The sequence below is a fragment of the Bradyrhizobium sp. IC4059 genome (assembly GCF_020193615.1).
In the GTDB taxonomy this organism is placed as follows: Bacteria; Pseudomonadota; Alphaproteobacteria; order Rhizobiales; family Xanthobacteraceae; genus Bradyrhizobium; species Bradyrhizobium yuanmingense.
On sequence record NZ_JADYVH010000009.1, the window covers coordinates 174,486 to 188,236 of the forward strand.

Sequence of the window (13,751 nt, forward strand, 5' to 3'; positions counted from 1 at the left end):
CTCGTCTCCACGCTTTGCCCTCACATCTTGCCGTAGGACGCGCCGCGCCTGACGATGATGACGTAGCGCGCGTCCTGCTTGGTTTCGTTCTCGAAGATCACCGCGCGCATCACGTCGAAATCCAGACAATCGCCCTCGCGCAGCCGCACCGCCTTGGCGTCGATATGCACAGCGATGGCGCCCTCCAGCATCAGGAGCTGCTGGGTGAAGGCGTTGCGGCCCCAGGGGCTGTAGGAGACGCGCGCGCCGGCGGGAAGGTCGACCACGATGATCTCGATGCCGCTGGCCGCATCCGGCGGCGAGGCGTGCCGCCGGCGATAGCCGCTGTCGGGGTCGCGCCAGAGCGGCTGGTCCGCCAGCCGCACCAGGCGCTCCGGCGGCTTCTCGGCGAGCGCGACGACATCGCTGAGCGTGACGTCGAGCGCCGCGCAGAGCTTGTTGAGCAGCGCCGCCGTCGCACTGCTCTGCGCCCGCTCCACCCGCCCGATCATGGCCCGGCTGACGCCGGAGCGGCCTGCAAGCTCGTTCAACGTCATGCCCGCCTGCGTCCGCAGCGTCTTCAGCCGCCGACCGATGGCGCGATCGAGTTTCTGCTGGTCCATGGGTTTCATCCGAATATGGCCCGACAGGAGGACCGCACCCCGCCAAAGCATGAGGGAGTTTAAGCCAACGAGTGGCCAATGCGGGGTCTCCAAGACCAATATATTAGAATCTTGATCCTGTTCGCGAGCGCGGCGTCATTCGCCCCTTGCTCGCCCCTGCGCGGAGGCATCGCCCACCAGCCGGTGATACTCGCGAATACAAAGGTCGAGATCGGACCGTAGGCGCTGCGCGGCTTCGATGTCGAAGTTCATATAGTTGACCGGCTCCCCTTCCGGGCCTGCATAGGCGTCGGGGCGCATTCTGAGAGCGACGAAATATTGGTCACCCTCAACGCTCTTCTTGACTCGCCATTGAAGGAAAGAGCGTGGATATCCGCCTTTGATTTCAGGCGTTTCAAACACGACGTCGCCCAGGGCCTGATTCAGGAGATTGGATTTCGCCAGAATCTTTTTGACGGATGCCCACATGGACCAACACCTTGAGGCCAGTTGCAGTTCGCCTAGCTCCGACTGCTGGATAGGATACGGCCGATGCTATCTTTTCAGGAGCTTGGAGCGGGCGAAGGGAATCGAACCCTCGTATGCAGCTTGGGAAGCTGCCGTTCTACCATTGAACTACGCCCGCGGATGCGCAAGCCGCGCCCTCCTGATTAGCCGAGACGGCGCCTGCCGCCAAGCGGTTTGGCGCGGCCGGCCGGGCGCTTGTTAACGTCCTGATAAGATTCCAGGTGCGCCGGATTGTGGCGGTGTTATGATCGCTGCTCCGGGGAGAAACGTGCACTGAGTGGGGCGTGTGCATGGTGGGGCGGGCTTACGCGATATTCGATACGGCCATCGGCCGTTGCGGCATCATCTGGAGCGGCACCGGCGTGGTCGCCGTGCAATTGCCGGAGGCGCGGGAGATCGACACCCGCCGCCGGATTTTCCAGGTCCATCCCGAGGCGCGAGAGCAGCGCCCGTCCGAGAACGCCGAGCTTGCGATCGAGGGCATCACGGGCCTGCTGCAAGGTCACGATCCCGACTTCTCCGAGGTCAGCCTGGACGCCGGCGGGGTGCCCGGCTTCGACCGGCGCGTCTACGAGTACACCTGCAGCATTCCGCGCGGAGAGACACGCACCTATCACGAGGTCGCCCGGGCGCTGGGCGCCTCCGGCGCGTCCTATTCCGTGGCGCAGGCGATTGCGAAAAATCCCTTCATGCTGATCGTGCCCTGCCACCGGGTGCTGGAGGCTGGCAATTACGCCGACCGGCTCTCGCCCTATGGCGGCGTGATCTCCAAGCGGCGGCTGCTGGCGCTGGAAGGGGCCCATCCCATCGCCAGCAAGACGCTGTTCGAGGTGCTGCTGCCGGTTGCTCCGCCCCGCGCGCCTACCTAAATACGCGGGATGCACGCCACCACGTTGCTGACGACGCCCTCGATCACGGCTTCCGAGTTTCGCTGCGATGCGGGACCGGACGACACGCCGTTTGCGGAATGCCGCACCGGCCATTCCATCGCCTATGTGCGCTCCGGCAGCTTCGGCTGCCATTGCCGCGCCGGCTTCTTCGAGCTGGTGGCGGGCTCGATGCTGATCGGCGCCCCCGGCGAGGAATACACCTGCACGCATGAGCACGTGTCCGGCGACGTCTGCCTCGGCTTCTTCTTCAGCGAGGAGCTGGTCGACACCCTCGGAGGGCCGCGCGAGGTCTGGCAGATCGGCGCGACGCCGCCGCTGCCCGAGCTGATGGTGCTGGGCGAGCTGGCCCAGACGGCAGCAGATGGCAACAGCGATCTCGGCCTCGACGAGATCGGCCAGATCCTGGCCGGCCGTTTTGTCGACGCCGTCTCGGGCAAAGCGCGCAAGCCGGCCACCCCCACCGCACGCGACCGCCGCCGCGCCGTGGAGGCGGCGCTGTGGATCGACGACAACTCGCATGCCGAGCTCGACCTCGAGCAGGCAGCCAAGCAGGCGAGATTAAGCCCGTTTCATTTCCTGCGGCTGTTCTCGGCCGTGCTCGGTGTCACCCCGCATCAATATCTGGTGCGCTCCCGGCTGCGCCACGCGGCACGGCTGCTCGCTGACGAGGACATCGCCGTCACCGACATCGCCTATGACGTCGGCTTCGGCGATCTCTCCAATTTCGTCCGCACCTTCCATCGCGCCGCCGGCGTGTCGCCGACCAAGTTCCGGCAGGCGTCGAAGGGGGAGCGCAAGATTCTCCAAGAGCAGCTTGCCCTCAACTGACTAGGGTCGTCTCCAGCGCGTGCCCTTCGCGGCACGCTTCTTCGCAATGGAGGCGAACATGTACGACCACATCGGATTGCGCGTTGCCGACCTCGACGCCGCCACGCGCTTCTACAGCGCGGTGCTGGCGCCGCTCGGTTTTGTCCTGTGCTCGAGCGGCGACGGTTATGCCGGTTTCGGGCCGAAGGGCGAGCCGGCGCTGTGGCTGCACCTGAACAAGGGCCGCAAGGCAGATGGTGCGCATATCGCGTTTCGCGCCAAGGATCACGACGCGGTCAAGGCGTTCCATAGCGAAGGGCTGAAGAGCGGCGGCCGCGACAATGGCGGCGCCGGCCCGCGCAGGGATTACAGCCCGACCTACTACGCCGCGTTCCTGATCGACCCTGATGGCAACAATGTCGAGGCGGTTTGTGTGTGAGCGCTAGCCACTCGCTCCGTCATTGCGAGATCGCGTAGGGTGGGCAAAGCGTAGCGTGCCCACCAATTGCTCGCGACAACGCCCGATGAATGGTGGGCACGGCGCGCGAAGAGCGCGCCTTTGCCCACCCTACGCATTCCAGGAGAGATCATGGCCTCCATCCACAACGACATCTCCCTCCCCGCCTCCGCGCGCGACGTCTGGGACGCGGTGCGTGATTTCGGCGCGTTGCATCGGCGGCTGGTGCCGGGCTTCGTTACAGCGTGCACGCTCGACGGCGATGCGCGTATCGTCACCTTCGCCAACGGCTCGGTCGCGCGCGAGGTGCTGGTCGATTGCGACGATGCGCGGCGGCGCCTCGTCTATGCCATCAGCAACGAGCGGCTGAGGCATTACAGCGCCTCGGTGCAGGTCATTGCCGAGGGCGCGACGAGCTGCCGCCTCGTCTGGATCATCGACATGCTGCCGAACGAGCTCGCGCCTTACGTCCAGGGGCAAACCAAGGAGGCGGTGGCCGCCATGCACAAGGCGTTTCCGCCGGCGGCGGCCTGATCCTTCACTGTGAGTTTTCTCACAGAAGCCCGTCCTCGCCGGCCGTAACCATGCCCCTCGTGCGTCCGGTCGGCTCCGCTCTCCCGGCGGCGCCACGCACGCGAGGAGCATGCCATGAGAGGTGCGGACAAGGTGATCTGCCAGGCGGCCGCGGTGCTGCTGCTGTTTTCGATCTCGAGCGTGCCGGCAAAGGCGCAATTCCTCGGCGGCGGCGGTACCGGCGGCGAGGACATGATGACCCAGATGGCGCCGATGCTGGAGATGATGAAGGCGAAGATGGGCAAGCGCCGCTTCGCCATGCTGATGCAGACCATGGGTCCGATGATGAGCCGCATGATGGAGAACGGCGGCGGCGGGCTCGGCGGCATGATGGGCGGCGGCGGATTCGGTGCACCGAGCTACGGCGGTTACGCGCCGATGGGCGGCGGCACCATGCCGGTCGGGATCGGCAGCATGGGCGGCGGCGACATCATGGGCATGCTCGGCGGCAGCGGCGGCAGCGACATGATGGCGATGATCCCGCAATTGATGCGGCTCGCCAATACCGGCGGCGGCCATCGCCGCCACAAGCACCGTTAATCGGCAGCCGAAAGCGCCGGCTTGATCGCAGGCGTCTCGCGCGGTCCCCAGCGTGTCAGCACGACGCTGGAGCACGACAGGAGGCCGAGCACGACCATCGAGCTCGCGGCGAGCCAGAAGAAGCTCTGCGCGCTGGCGCCGTGCCTCGACAGCCACCAGCCGATTCCGGCGATGTAGATCAGCCGCGCGGTCTGCGCCAGCACGGGCCCGATCACCTTGGCCGCGCCTTGCGAGGAGAAATACATCGTCGTTGCCAGGCCGAAGAAGGCGTAGAACGGCCCGACGGTCGAAAGATATTGATGGCTCGCCGCGCGCACCGCCACACTGTCGGTGAACATGTTGACCCAGAGATCGGGGAAGATCGCAACGAGGCACGCCGGCACGCCGACCGCCACGAAAGCAGCAACGCTGGCGGTCCAGGCGATGCGCCGGGCCCGCGCGATGCGGCCGGCGCCGATCGCCATCCCGACCATCGGCACGCAGGCGATGCCGAACGAGAATGCGATCGAGGTCAGCAGGAATTCGAGCCGCGCGCCGACGCCGTAGCCGGCGAGGATCGCAGTGCCGAACTGCGCCAGCATGTGCGTGAAGATCGAGATCGTCAGCACCGATTGCAGCGGCGAGAAGCAGGCGATGGCGCCGACCTTGAGGATGTCGAAGAACATCGCCCATTGGATGCGCAGGCCGCGCAGCTTCAGCGTGATCCGCGCGCGGCCGGAGAACAGGTACCAGCTCATGATGCCGATGTTCATAGTGTAGGCGATCAGCGCGCCAGCGGCGACGCCGCGCATGCCGAACTGCGGCACTGGCCCGAGCCCGAGACCGAGCGTGCCGCCGAGCACGATCTGCCAGGCCGCGGAGTTGAGGATCAGGAACGACGGCAGCTTCATGTTGCCGGTACCGCGCAAGATGCCCGCCATGGTGTTAAGCAGCCAGGGCAGCACGGCGCCGCCGAAGAACACCTGCGTGTAGGCGATCGCATGCGTCAGCACATCGCCGCGGCCGCCGAGCATCTCGAGCAGCCTCGGCCCGAAGATCAACATGCCCAGCATGAAGACGAATCCGAAGCTGATGCCGATCAGCATCGCGTGCACGGCCAATATGCCGGCGCGCTCGCGATTGCCGGCGCCGAGCGCACGCGCAATGGCCGAAGCCACCGCGCCGCCCATGGCGCCGCCGGACATCGTCATGGTCAGAATGATCGTCGGAAACACCAGCGCCATTGCCGCCAGCGCCTCGACGCCGAGCCGGCCGACATAGGAGGTCTCGGCGATCACCACGCAAATGCCGGCCGACAGACCGATCGCGTTCGGCCAGGCGAGTGAGAGCAGCGTGCGCAGAATCGGCCCCTCGGTCAGGGCGCTTCTGATCGGCGGCGGAGGCGGCGGCAGTGGGCGCTCTTGCTCATCGACCGGGATTTCGGCGATGTCGGGCATGTCCTCTCCCGGGCGCAGGCGCCGTTTGCAGCGCAGCAATCACTTGGTGTGCCAATGGCGTCGTTCGCGCGAATGGCGCGGCTGAGGCGTGTTAGCACGGCGTGCTCCGATTCTGCCTGCGCCCGATGCAGGCGTGCCCTGCGGCAGCGCATTTCAAGCGGTGGAATTCGTTCTTCTCCCTCTCCCCGTTCTTACGGGGCCGCGACGAGCCTTGCTCGCGCCGAGAGCGTCGGGGTGAGGGGCTCTATTCGCGAAGACGGCGAGAGCTGGACTCGCGGAGACTCCCCCTCATCCCGGATTGCATCTTCGATGCAATCCGACCTCTCCCCGCAAGCGGGGCGAGGTGAGGCCCGCTGCGGCCGTCGCCTAACCGATGGTCCACACCAGCGGTGGGCGCCCGCCTACCGCGGTGCGCATCTGCACGCCGATGTGCCGGCCGCAGCCTGCGGCGAGCCCTTCGAACAATCCCTCCAGCACCTTGGCGCAGGCGCGATGATAATCGGCGACGTCGTCCATCAGCTTCCAGCTCTGCTGGCGGATCTCGAACGTGCCTTCCGATTGCGTCATCTCGGCCGCATCATCCTGCGCGGCGAGCAGCGCGTTCAGGAACGATGCGAATTCTCGCGCGCCGCCGCGGGTCATTGCCAGCGCTGTGGCGACCTCGTCGAAATATTGCATGCCGATCAGCTTGCCGGTGAGGTGCAGCAGATAGCCGGCATCCTCCGGGCCGAACAGCTGCACCATCACGGGCGCGGCGGTGCGGACATATTCCATCGCGTAATTGCGATAGGCCTTTTCCAGCCGCGGTCTTGGCCAGCTCGCGACCGGCAAGGCGGGCGCCGTCTTCGCATCGAACAAAGGCGCTTCGAGGTGGCGCGCGAATACGAGGCGCTGGTCGAGCTCGAGCGGATGGTCGTATTGATGATAATAGCCTTCGAGCCCGTCCTGGCCGTCGACGCTCTGCTTGGTGCAGACGAAGCCGAGCCTGAGATCGCCGAGCGCCGCGCCATTGTTGGCGTGCCAGCCGCGCAGCATGGCGCGGGAGACTTCGCCCGGCACACCACAGATCGCGGTGCCCTTCCAGATCCAGCGCGGCGGCGGATAGCGGATCCAAGCCTTGGTGTCGCTCTCGTACATGTATTCGACATGAACGCCGCCGATCCAGTTGGAGAGATAGTGGTATTGCGCAGCCGCGACCGCCGGCGGCAGATGGTCGATCCCGAGCTTGCTGAGCCCCGGCAGGAAACGCTCCTGCTGCTGGCGACGAAACACGCGGAAGACGAATTCTGCGGCATCCGCCGTGCCGCGGCGCGTGACGACGGTGAGGATCAGCCCGGTGAAGTAAGCGTGATAGAGATCGGCGACGGCGCGCCAGCGCTTCCATTGCGCGTGCTGCGCGAGGTCTGGTGCGATAGTCATGTTCGCTCCCGGCTTGTTGTTTTGCGGGAGTGTGTCATCGCGGATCGGGTGACGCAACCGGACGCGCTCTCGGTGTTATCGCCCGCGAAGGCGGGCGATCCAGTACTCCGAGATGGTCATGCTTGAATCGAGAGGCCGCGGCGTACTGGATTCCCCGCCTCCGCGGGGAATGACAGCGGTGGGTGAGGTTAGCACTACACCCTGAAATGCTTGCTGAGCTTCAGGCCTTGCGCCTGGTAATTCGAGCCGATGCGCTGGCCGTACATCGCGTCGGGGCGGGCCAGCATCTTCTCGTAGACGAGGCGGCCGACGATCTGGCCGTGCTCGAGGATGAACGGCACCTCGCGCGAGCGCACCTCCAGCACGGCGCGCGATCCCAGCCCGCCAGCGCCGGCATAGCCGAAGCCGGGATCGAAAAAGCCGGCATAGTGCACGCGGAATTCGCCGACCAGGGGGTCGAACGGCACCATCTCAGCGGCGTAGTCGGGCGGCACCTGCACCGCTTCCTTGGAGGCGAGGATATAGAACTCGCCGGGGTCGAGGATCAGGCTGCCGTCGGGGCGCGCCGAGATCGGCTCCCAGAAATCCTCCACCGCGTAGCCGGCGCGGCGGTCGACATCGACGACGCCGGTGTGGCGCTTGGCGCGATAGCCGACGAAGCCGCTCGCCTTCTCGCCGGAGAGATCGACCGAGACGGCAACGCCGCCCGAGAGATCGGCATCGTCGATGTCGACGAGACGCTCGCTGGCGTGCAGCGCATCGAGCTCGTCGGCATTGAGGATGGCATCGCCGGTGCGGAAGCGCACCTGGCTGAGACGCGAGCCCTCGCGCACCAGCACCGGAAACGTCTTCGGGCTGATCTCGGCATAGAGCGGGCCGTGATAGCCGGCGCCGATCATGTCGAAGCGACGGGTGCCGTCGGCGATCACGCGGGTGAAGACGTCGAGCCGGCCGGTCGAGCTCTTCGGATTGGCGGCAGCGACGATCTCCGGCGGCAGCGCGAGGCTCTCGAGCAGCGGCACGATGTAGACGCAGTTGGTCTCGAGCACCGCGCCGTCGGCGAGGCTGAACTCGTGCAGCTTCAGCTCGTCGATGCGCTCTGCCACGGTGGCACCGGGCCCGGGGAGGAAGCTGGCGCGGACCCGATAGGCGATGTCGCCGAGGCGCAGATCAAGGCTCGCCGGCTGGATCTGGCTCTCGACGAAGTCGTAGGCGGGCAGGATGAGACCTTCTTCCGCCATCGCCGCAATCATGCGGTCGGGCAGGATACCATTGGCGTCGGCGGCGACCGTGAACGTCAACCGGGGGTCCTCATCAAGGGTCGAGTGCATCCGGACATGCCGGAAATACAAGTCTTTTACGGCTATCCGATGGACGCCTTGACGGAAAGGGCATTGCGGAATATGAGCATCACTTATCCCGTGGTGATTTGAGCCGGCCGGCTTGCAGCCACGTTAAATAAGTCGCTAAACAGGCCGGGGACCTCTGTGATCCCGGCCCGTGGAGATATCCAGGCCGGTTTTTTTGTGACCGTTTTCGCCTCGACGGTCATGTCGGAGAGGGTCCTATGTCGAAGTCGTCTGCCACTTATCGCCCCGAAACCCGCCTGGTCCATTCCGGCACCCTGCGCTCGCAATATGGCGAGACCTCGGAGGCGCTGTTCCTGACGCAAGGCTATGTCTACGCCAGCGCGGAGGAGTGCGAGGCGCGCTTCAAGGGCGAAGATCCCGGCTTCATCTATTCGCGCTATTCCAACCCGACGATTGCAATGTTCGAGCGCCGCATGATCGAGCTCGAAGGCGCCGAGGCCGCGCGCTCGGCGGCAACCGGCATGGCGGCGGTGACGACCGCGATCCTGGCGCCGCTCAAGGCCGGCGATCACGTGGTCGCCTCCCGTGCGCTGTTCGGCTCCTGCCTCTACGTCATCCAGGACCTGTTGCCGCGCTACGGCATCGAGGCCACGCTGGTCGATGGGCTCGATCTCGACCAGTGGCAGCGGGCGCTGAGGCCCAACACCAAGACGTTCTTCCTGGAGAGCCCGACCAACCCGACGCTGGACGTGCTCGACATCCCCTCGATCGCCGAGATCGCGCACAAGGGCGGCGCGCGGCTCGTCGTCGACAACGTGTTCGCGACGCCGATCTGGCAGAGCCCGCTCGCGCTCGGCGCCGACGTCGTCGTCTACTCTGCGACCAAGCACATCGACGGCCAGGGCCGCTGTCTCGGCGGCATCATCCTGTCCTCCGAAGCCTTCATCGCCGAGCACATCCACAATTTCATGCGCCAGACCGGCCCGTCGATTTCGCCGTTCAATGCCTGGGTCCTGCTCAAGGGCCTGGAGACGCTGGGCGTGCGCGTGCGCGCGCAGACCGACACGGCCGCGCGCGTCGCCGAGGTGCTGGCGAGCCATCCCAAGATCTCGCGACTGGTCTATCCCGGCCGCGCCGATCATCCGCAGGCGGCGCTGGTGAAGAAGCAGATGCGCGGCGGCTCGACGCTGGTCGGCTTCGAGGTGAAGGGCGGCAAGGCGGCGGCGTTCCGTGTGCTCAACGAATTGAAGCTCGCCAAGATCTCCAACAATCTCGGCGACGCCAAGAGCCTCGTCACGCATCCGGCGACCACGACGCATCAGCGCCTCAAGCCGGAAGACCGCGCCGCGCTCGGCATCAGCGAGGGATTTATCCGCTTCTCGGCGGGGCTCGAGCACGCGGATGACCTGATCGAGGATCTCACCGCGGCGCTGGAGAAGGCGTGAGGGAAGCGAGGTCTCGTAGGGTGGATTAGCCGAAGGCGTAATCCACCTCTGCTGCATCTGCGGAGATAGACAGTGGTGGGTTACGGCTTCGCCTAACCCACCCTACGCACCCTCTCACATCGGCCGGTACGTTCTCACATCGGCGGGCACGCTCACACCGAGCTTGATCTGGCCGACGGAGCGGATGATGTCGTCGCCGAGCAGCTGGGCGAAGCAGGCATAGCCCCAATCGTTCATGTGCAGGCCGTCGGCGATGACGAAGCCCTCCACCGGGATCGACTGGTTCTCGTGCCAGTCGCGCATCACCTCGAAGCGCGGGAAAATGCCGACCTTGCGGAGCTCGGCGACGTTGCCGAGCAGCTTGATCATCTTGCCGGCGCTCTCCTTGCGCTGGTTGACGGCCGGCGAATATTGCGGATCGACCAGCACGATGTCGGTGCCGCCGGCGGCCTGAATGCGGCTGATGCCGTCCTCGACCAGCTTGGCCGTATCGGCAGGATCGAGATTGCGCAGCACCGCGTTGGTGCCGACCTGCCAGATCACGAGATCCGGATGCCTGTCGATCACCTGCGTCTGCAGACGCTTCATCATCTCGGGGGCGTCCTCGCCGCCGACGCCGGCATTGATGACGCTGATGTCGGCAGTCGGATAGTGCCGGCGCAGCTGCGCGGCGAGACGATTGGGGTAATTGAACTCCGGCGAGCTCGCGCCGAACCCCTGGGTCGACGAGGAGCCGAACGCGACGATGACGACGGGCTGGCCGGCGGCCAGCTTGCTCGCGACATGCGGCAGCGAGCCCATCGCCTTGGAGCCGCCCTTCGGCGGCAGGCAGGGCACCCGGCTGAAGATGTCGGCGGCGGACTTCGCGACCTCCTTCACCTTGTCGATGGCGCGCGAGGTGACGCCGCGCTGCTCGGGCGACCTCGCGGCGACGGTGGTCTGGGACGGCGCAGCGGGCGCGGGATCAGGCGACTGGGCGGGTGCGGGGGTCGCCGGTTGAGCGGCCGGCGTCTGCGCATGCGCGGCGGGCGTCAGCAACAACAGCACTGCTGTTGCAGGCACGGCTAGCCATGACGTCAGGCAAAAAGGGCGGAGAGAACTCATTAACGCTAGACCTCAATTTTGCTGCTGGGCCGGCTCCAGATGAGCAGCGTCGATCACGAACTGTGCCAACGCCCGGCCAAGGCAATCATGGACCTGCTTCGCCAGCTCAGGCCCGCGGGACGGGTTGAACAGGTCGAACTGGCCCTGTTCATTCCACTGCCGCATGATCGCGAAACGATCGAACAGCGGGATGTCGTGCTCCTGTGCCACGACGCGCATATTATCGAGAAAAGGCTGCGCCGAGATCATGGTCTCGGTGCGCGGGCTATATTGCAAATTCATCAAGACGACGTCCGCCCCTGCCTTTTGCAACGCAACAACCCCGTCGGTCACCGCGCTACGAAATTCGTCGGGATCGATGGATCGGATAGCATCCACGGTCCCGGTCTGCCAGATGACCAAAGTAGGCGTTTTTGCTTCCATCAGCTTAACGAAGGTGGACGCGGTCTCCTCTGCCGTTTTCTTGCTCTGTATTTCTACGGAGACGTGCACCGGCTCGGAGGGCGGCAGTTTCTCCTTGAGGATCGCCTCCATGCGCGCCGGATAGGAGCTGCTCTCCGACGAGGGAATCGTGGTCGAGCGGCTGCCGATCACCAGGATGTCGAGCGGTTTGCCGGCCTTGATCGCCTCGGCGACCTTGGGCAGCTGGCTTTCGCTGGTCAACAGATAGGACGGCAGTTCGCAGGCCGCAGGCATAGGGGATGCGGCAGACGCGGCATCGCCCGCGCGCGCCGTGGGCGCGGCGAGGTTACCGCATAGCAGGACCAGGCTCAGGAGAACCTTCGCCTTCATCAGCCCCCTCCCGCCAGATCGGCGTTGCCGACGGCGTTTTTGGTTTTCGCACCGCTCTTGTCAGCCACACGCTTGTACCACGAAATGACCCAGGCCACCCCCCACATGATCAGGATTCCGGAGAGGCTAATCAACGCATGCATGACCGGCCCGCCGGAGATTTCGGCGAGGACGAAATGGCCGGCAAAGGCCAGGAAGACGCCGAGGCAGAAGATCTCGAGCGAATGCTGACCACATAGAATCAATGGTCGTAGCCAGCGCGATTTCAAGCCCGGCCAATCGCGGGGCAGGAAGCGTACGGTCAGCGCCGCCAGCGCCAGGAAGTGCGCGAAGCGCAGCACGTCGAGGTCGGTCTTGTCGATCGGATACATCCATTGTTCGATCTGCTTCGGCATGAACTGGGAGAGCTGGGGCACGTACCAGGTCAAGGTCACGTAGAACGCCGCGATGAGATAGGCGATCGAGATCCACATCGTCACGGGCGAGGCCAGGATGCCCGACATGCGACGCGCACCTCCGAGCGCGCACCAGGCACCAAACACGAACAGCAATTGCCAGGCGAACGGATTGAAGGCCCAGAAGCCGTTCGGATAGGCCGACAGGTAAAGGTCGTACTCCCAGGTCACCGCGTAGAGCAGGACCGACAGCCCGAGCGTGACGTCCGGCCGCCATTTCATCGACCAAAGGATCAGCGGCAGCGCCAGCATCAGCACGATGTAGAGCGGCAGCACGTCCATGTTGACGGGACGGAAGCGCAGCAGCAGCGCCTGCACGATGACGACGTCGGGCTGCTTGAGGAAGTCCATGATGCCCATCTCTTCGGTGTAGAGCGGGTTCTCGAACCTGGTCGCGACATAGGAGATCTCGGCGAGGAAGATCGTGAACAGGAAGACGTGGGCGACGTAGATCTGCCAGACCCGGCGCAGGATGCGCGCGGTGGCGATGAGAACGCCGCTCTCCAGCATGGCCCGGCCATAGACGAAGGCCGCGGTGTAGCCGGAGATGAAGATGAAGATCTCGGTGGCGTCGCTGAGGCCGTAATTGCGGATCGTGAACCAGGTCAGCAGACTGGGCGGCAGATGGTCGATGAAGATCAGCCACAGCGCGAGGCCGCGGAACAGATCGAGCCGGAGCTCGCGCTCGCCGATGGCGGGCAGCGTGATGGCCGGCGCTGCGGCGCGCGCCTTGGTCCCTGCGGGCTTGGCGCCCGCGGTTCCTGCGATGGTCGATCCCGTCACTTGGTCGGCAATGGTCATCGGGGCCTGGAAACCCTTCCGCAAATCGCGACGTTGAAGCAGTGTAATGGTCCGGCTGTCGTCTCGCAAAGCGTCCGGATCACATCAGGGTGTCTCCCTCGGTGGTGTGCTTTCCCGCCAATTCTGGCGGGACGATGTCGCCAAGGCGCCCGCGGGGGTTTGGTTCCCGGGGCGGATTTCGGTATGATAACAGCCATGTACCGCGCCGTGACCCGCCAGATCGAAGTGACCGTCGAGCCGAACTTTGTTCCGGAGCAATCGTCGGCCGACCGCTCGCGCTACTTCTGGTCCTACACCATCGTCATCACCAATTCGGGCGAGGAGACCGTGCAGCTCAAGACGCGGCACTGGATCATCACCGATGCCTCCGGCCGCCAGCAGGAGGTGAAGGGCGAAGGCGTGGTCGGCGAGCAGCCGATCCTCGCCCCCGGCGAGCGCTTCGAATACACCTCCGGCGTGCCGCTCTCGACCGCCTCGGGCTTCATGACCGGCCGCTACCAGATGGTCAGCGAAACCGGCGAGCGTTTCGAGATCGACGTGCCGACGTTTTCGCTGGACAGCCCCGACAACAAGCGGGTGTTGAATTAGAGAGGCGAGTTCGCCGTAACACTCA

The 13,751-nt window shown here is 65.4% G+C and carries 15 protein-coding genes, 1 tRNA gene and 1 riboswitch; of the genes, 7 read left to right on the forward strand and 9 right to left on the reverse strand.

All coding sequences use genetic code 11. The features are described 5' to 3' along the window. Positions 1 to 20: 20 nt before the first annotated feature. The 3 genes from I6F12_RS26430 to I6F12_RS26440 form a co-directional block, all read right to left on the reverse strand. Positions 21 to 602, reverse strand: a complete 582-nt coding sequence (locus tag I6F12_RS26430; protein ID WP_074447667.1) for an XRE family transcriptional regulator — start codon at positions 600 to 602, stop codon at positions 21 to 23. A gap of 135 nt (positions 603 to 737) precedes the next feature. After that, positions 738 to 1,070, reverse strand: coding sequence for a hypothetical protein (locus tag I6F12_RS26435; protein ID WP_035996388.1), 333 nt, complete (start codon positions 1,068 to 1,070; stop codon positions 738 to 740). 83 nt (positions 1,071 to 1,153) lie between these two features. Next, positions 1,154 to 1,227 (reverse strand) — tRNA-Gly (locus I6F12_RS26440). A gap of 172 nt (positions 1,228 to 1,399) precedes the next feature. Here I6F12_RS26440 and I6F12_RS26445 point away from each other — a divergent pair. The 5 genes from I6F12_RS26445 to I6F12_RS26465 all read left to right on the forward strand — a co-directional run bounded on the left by I6F12_RS26445 (position 1,400) and on the right by I6F12_RS26465 (position 4,376). Further along, a complete protein-coding gene (locus tag I6F12_RS26445; RefSeq protein WP_109142186.1) occupies positions 1,400 to 1,978 on the forward strand; it encodes a methylated-DNA--[protein]-cysteine S-methyltransferase in 579 nt (192 codons plus the stop codon). Positions 1,979 to 1,987: 9 nt separating this feature from the next. Continuing rightward, positions 1,988 to 2,827 carry a helix-turn-helix domain-containing protein gene (locus I6F12_RS26450; RefSeq protein WP_225157564.1) on the forward strand — a complete coding sequence of 280 codons (840 nt, stop codon included), beginning with the start codon at positions 1,988 to 1,990 and terminating at the stop codon, positions 2,825 to 2,827. Positions 2,828 to 2,885: 58 nt separating this feature from the next. Then, positions 2,886 to 3,245 (forward strand): VOC family protein, encoded by a 360-nt coding sequence (locus I6F12_RS26455; protein WP_035996395.1) that lies wholly within the window; start codon positions 2,886 to 2,888, stop codon positions 3,243 to 3,245. A 150-nt stretch (positions 3,246 to 3,395) separates the two neighbouring features. Next, positions 3,396 to 3,797: an SRPBCC family protein gene (locus I6F12_RS26460; protein ID WP_225157565.1), complete on the forward strand. Its 402-nt coding sequence runs from the start codon at positions 3,396 to 3,398 to the stop codon at positions 3,795 to 3,797. 114 nt (positions 3,798 to 3,911) lie between these two features. After that, positions 3,912 to 4,376 (forward strand): hypothetical protein, encoded by a 465-nt coding sequence (locus I6F12_RS26465; RefSeq protein ID WP_225157566.1) that lies wholly within the window; start codon positions 3,912 to 3,914, stop codon positions 4,374 to 4,376. Here I6F12_RS26465 and I6F12_RS26470 read toward each other — a convergent pair. The 3 genes from I6F12_RS26470 to I6F12_RS26480 form a co-directional block, all read right to left on the reverse strand. After that, positions 4,373 to 5,812 carry an MATE family efflux transporter gene (locus tag I6F12_RS26470; RefSeq protein WP_225157567.1) on the reverse strand — a complete coding sequence of 480 codons (1,440 nt, stop codon included), beginning with the start codon at positions 5,810 to 5,812 and terminating at the stop codon, positions 4,373 to 4,375. The two genes, I6F12_RS26465 and I6F12_RS26470, sit on opposite strands and share 4 nt — an antisense overlap. Before the next feature lie 366 nt (positions 5,813 to 6,178). Then, a complete protein-coding gene (locus I6F12_RS26475) occupies positions 6,179 to 7,231 on the reverse strand; it encodes a hypothetical protein (protein WP_225157568.1) in 1,053 nt (350 codons plus the stop codon). 194 nt (positions 7,232 to 7,425) lie between these two features. Then, the gene (locus I6F12_RS26480) at positions 7,426 to 8,532 is read right to left on the reverse strand and encodes a 2'-deoxycytidine 5'-triphosphate deaminase (protein ID WP_035996377.1); all 1,107 of its coding nucleotides are present in this window, start codon (positions 8,530 to 8,532) and stop codon (positions 7,426 to 7,428) included. Positions 8,533 to 8,642: 110 nt separating this feature from the next. Further along, positions 8,643 to 8,722, forward strand: a riboswitch (SAM riboswitch). Positions 8,723 to 8,798: 76 nt separating this feature from the next. Between I6F12_RS26480 and I6F12_RS26485 the strand changes: the two genes are divergently transcribed. After that, entirely contained in the window at positions 8,799 to 9,986 is a 1,188-nt protein-coding gene (locus I6F12_RS26485) for an O-succinylhomoserine sulfhydrylase (protein ID WP_036042741.1), read from the forward strand. A gap of 114 nt (positions 9,987 to 10,100) precedes the next feature. On the opposite strand, the gene I6F12_RS26490 is transcribed toward I6F12_RS26485, so the two are convergent. From I6F12_RS26490 to I6F12_RS26500, 3 genes are read right to left on the reverse strand one after another with little or no spacing between them, the layout of a single operon-like run. Then, positions 10,101 to 11,090: an SGNH/GDSL hydrolase family protein gene (locus I6F12_RS26490; RefSeq protein ID WP_225113444.1), complete on the reverse strand. Its 990-nt coding sequence runs from the start codon at positions 11,088 to 11,090 to the stop codon at positions 10,101 to 10,103. 12 nt (positions 11,091 to 11,102) lie between these two features. Beyond that, a complete protein-coding gene (locus tag I6F12_RS26495) occupies positions 11,103 to 11,882 on the reverse strand; it encodes a lipolytic enzyme (RefSeq protein WP_036020422.1) in 780 nt (259 codons plus the stop codon). Beyond that, positions 11,882 to 13,138: an OpgC domain-containing protein gene (locus I6F12_RS26500; protein ID WP_057028451.1), complete on the reverse strand. Its 1,257-nt coding sequence runs from the start codon at positions 13,136 to 13,138 to the stop codon at positions 11,882 to 11,884. The genes I6F12_RS26495 and I6F12_RS26500 overlap by 1 nt, the downstream gene beginning before the upstream one ends. 195 nt (positions 13,139 to 13,333) lie before the next feature. On the opposite strand from I6F12_RS26500, the gene apaG reads away from it, so the two are divergent. Then, the gene (gene apaG, locus I6F12_RS26505) at positions 13,334 to 13,726 is read left to right on the forward strand and encodes a Co2+/Mg2+ efflux protein ApaG (protein WP_024337101.1); all 393 of its coding nucleotides are present in this window, start codon (positions 13,334 to 13,336) and stop codon (positions 13,724 to 13,726) included. Positions 13,727 to 13,751 lie beyond the last annotated feature (25 nt).

Excerpts from the sequence above, each read along its gene's own strand:
- I6F12_RS26430 (WP_074447667.1), bottom strand. The coding sequence starts at position 602 with ATGGACCAGCAGAAACTCGATCGCGCCATCGGTCGGCGGCTGAAGACG.
- I6F12_RS26435 (WP_035996388.1), bottom strand. The coding sequence starts at position 1,070 with ATGTGGGCATCCGTCAAAAAGATTCTGGCGAAATCCAATCTCCTGAAT.
- I6F12_RS26445 (WP_109142186.1), top strand. The coding sequence starts at position 1,400 with ATGGTGGGGCGGGCTTACGCGATATTCGATACGGCCATCGGCCGTTGC.
- I6F12_RS26450 (WP_225157564.1), top strand. The coding sequence starts at position 1,988 with ATGCACGCCACCACGTTGCTGACGACGCCCTCGATCACGGCTTCCGAG.
- I6F12_RS26455 (WP_035996395.1), top strand. The coding sequence starts at position 2,886 with ATGTACGACCACATCGGATTGCGCGTTGCCGACCTCGACGCCGCCACG.
- I6F12_RS26460 (WP_225157565.1), top strand. The coding sequence starts at position 3,396 with ATGGCCTCCATCCACAACGACATCTCCCTCCCCGCCTCCGCGCGCGAC.
- I6F12_RS26465 (WP_225157566.1), top strand. The coding sequence starts at position 3,912 with ATGAGAGGTGCGGACAAGGTGATCTGCCAGGCGGCCGCGGTGCTGCTG.
- I6F12_RS26470 (WP_225157567.1), bottom strand. The coding sequence starts at position 5,812 with ATGCCCGACATCGCCGAAATCCCGGTCGATGAGCAAGAGCGCCCACTG.
- I6F12_RS26475 (WP_225157568.1), bottom strand. The coding sequence starts at position 7,231 with ATGACTATCGCACCAGACCTCGCGCAGCACGCGCAATGGAAGCGCTGG.
- I6F12_RS26485 (WP_036042741.1), top strand. The coding sequence starts at position 8,799 with ATGTCGAAGTCGTCTGCCACTTATCGCCCCGAAACCCGCCTGGTCCAT.
- I6F12_RS26490 (WP_225113444.1), bottom strand. The coding sequence starts at position 11,090 with ATGAGTTCTCTCCGCCCTTTTTGCCTGACGTCATGGCTAGCCGTGCCT.
- I6F12_RS26495 (WP_036020422.1), bottom strand. The coding sequence starts at position 11,882 with ATGAAGGCGAAGGTTCTCCTGAGCCTGGTCCTGCTATGCGGTAACCTC.
- I6F12_RS26500 (WP_057028451.1), bottom strand. The coding sequence starts at position 13,138 with ATGACCATTGCCGACCAAGTGACGGGATCGACCATCGCAGGAACCGCG.
- apaG (WP_024337101.1), top strand. The coding sequence starts at position 13,334 with ATGTACCGCGCCGTGACCCGCCAGATCGAAGTGACCGTCGAGCCGAAC.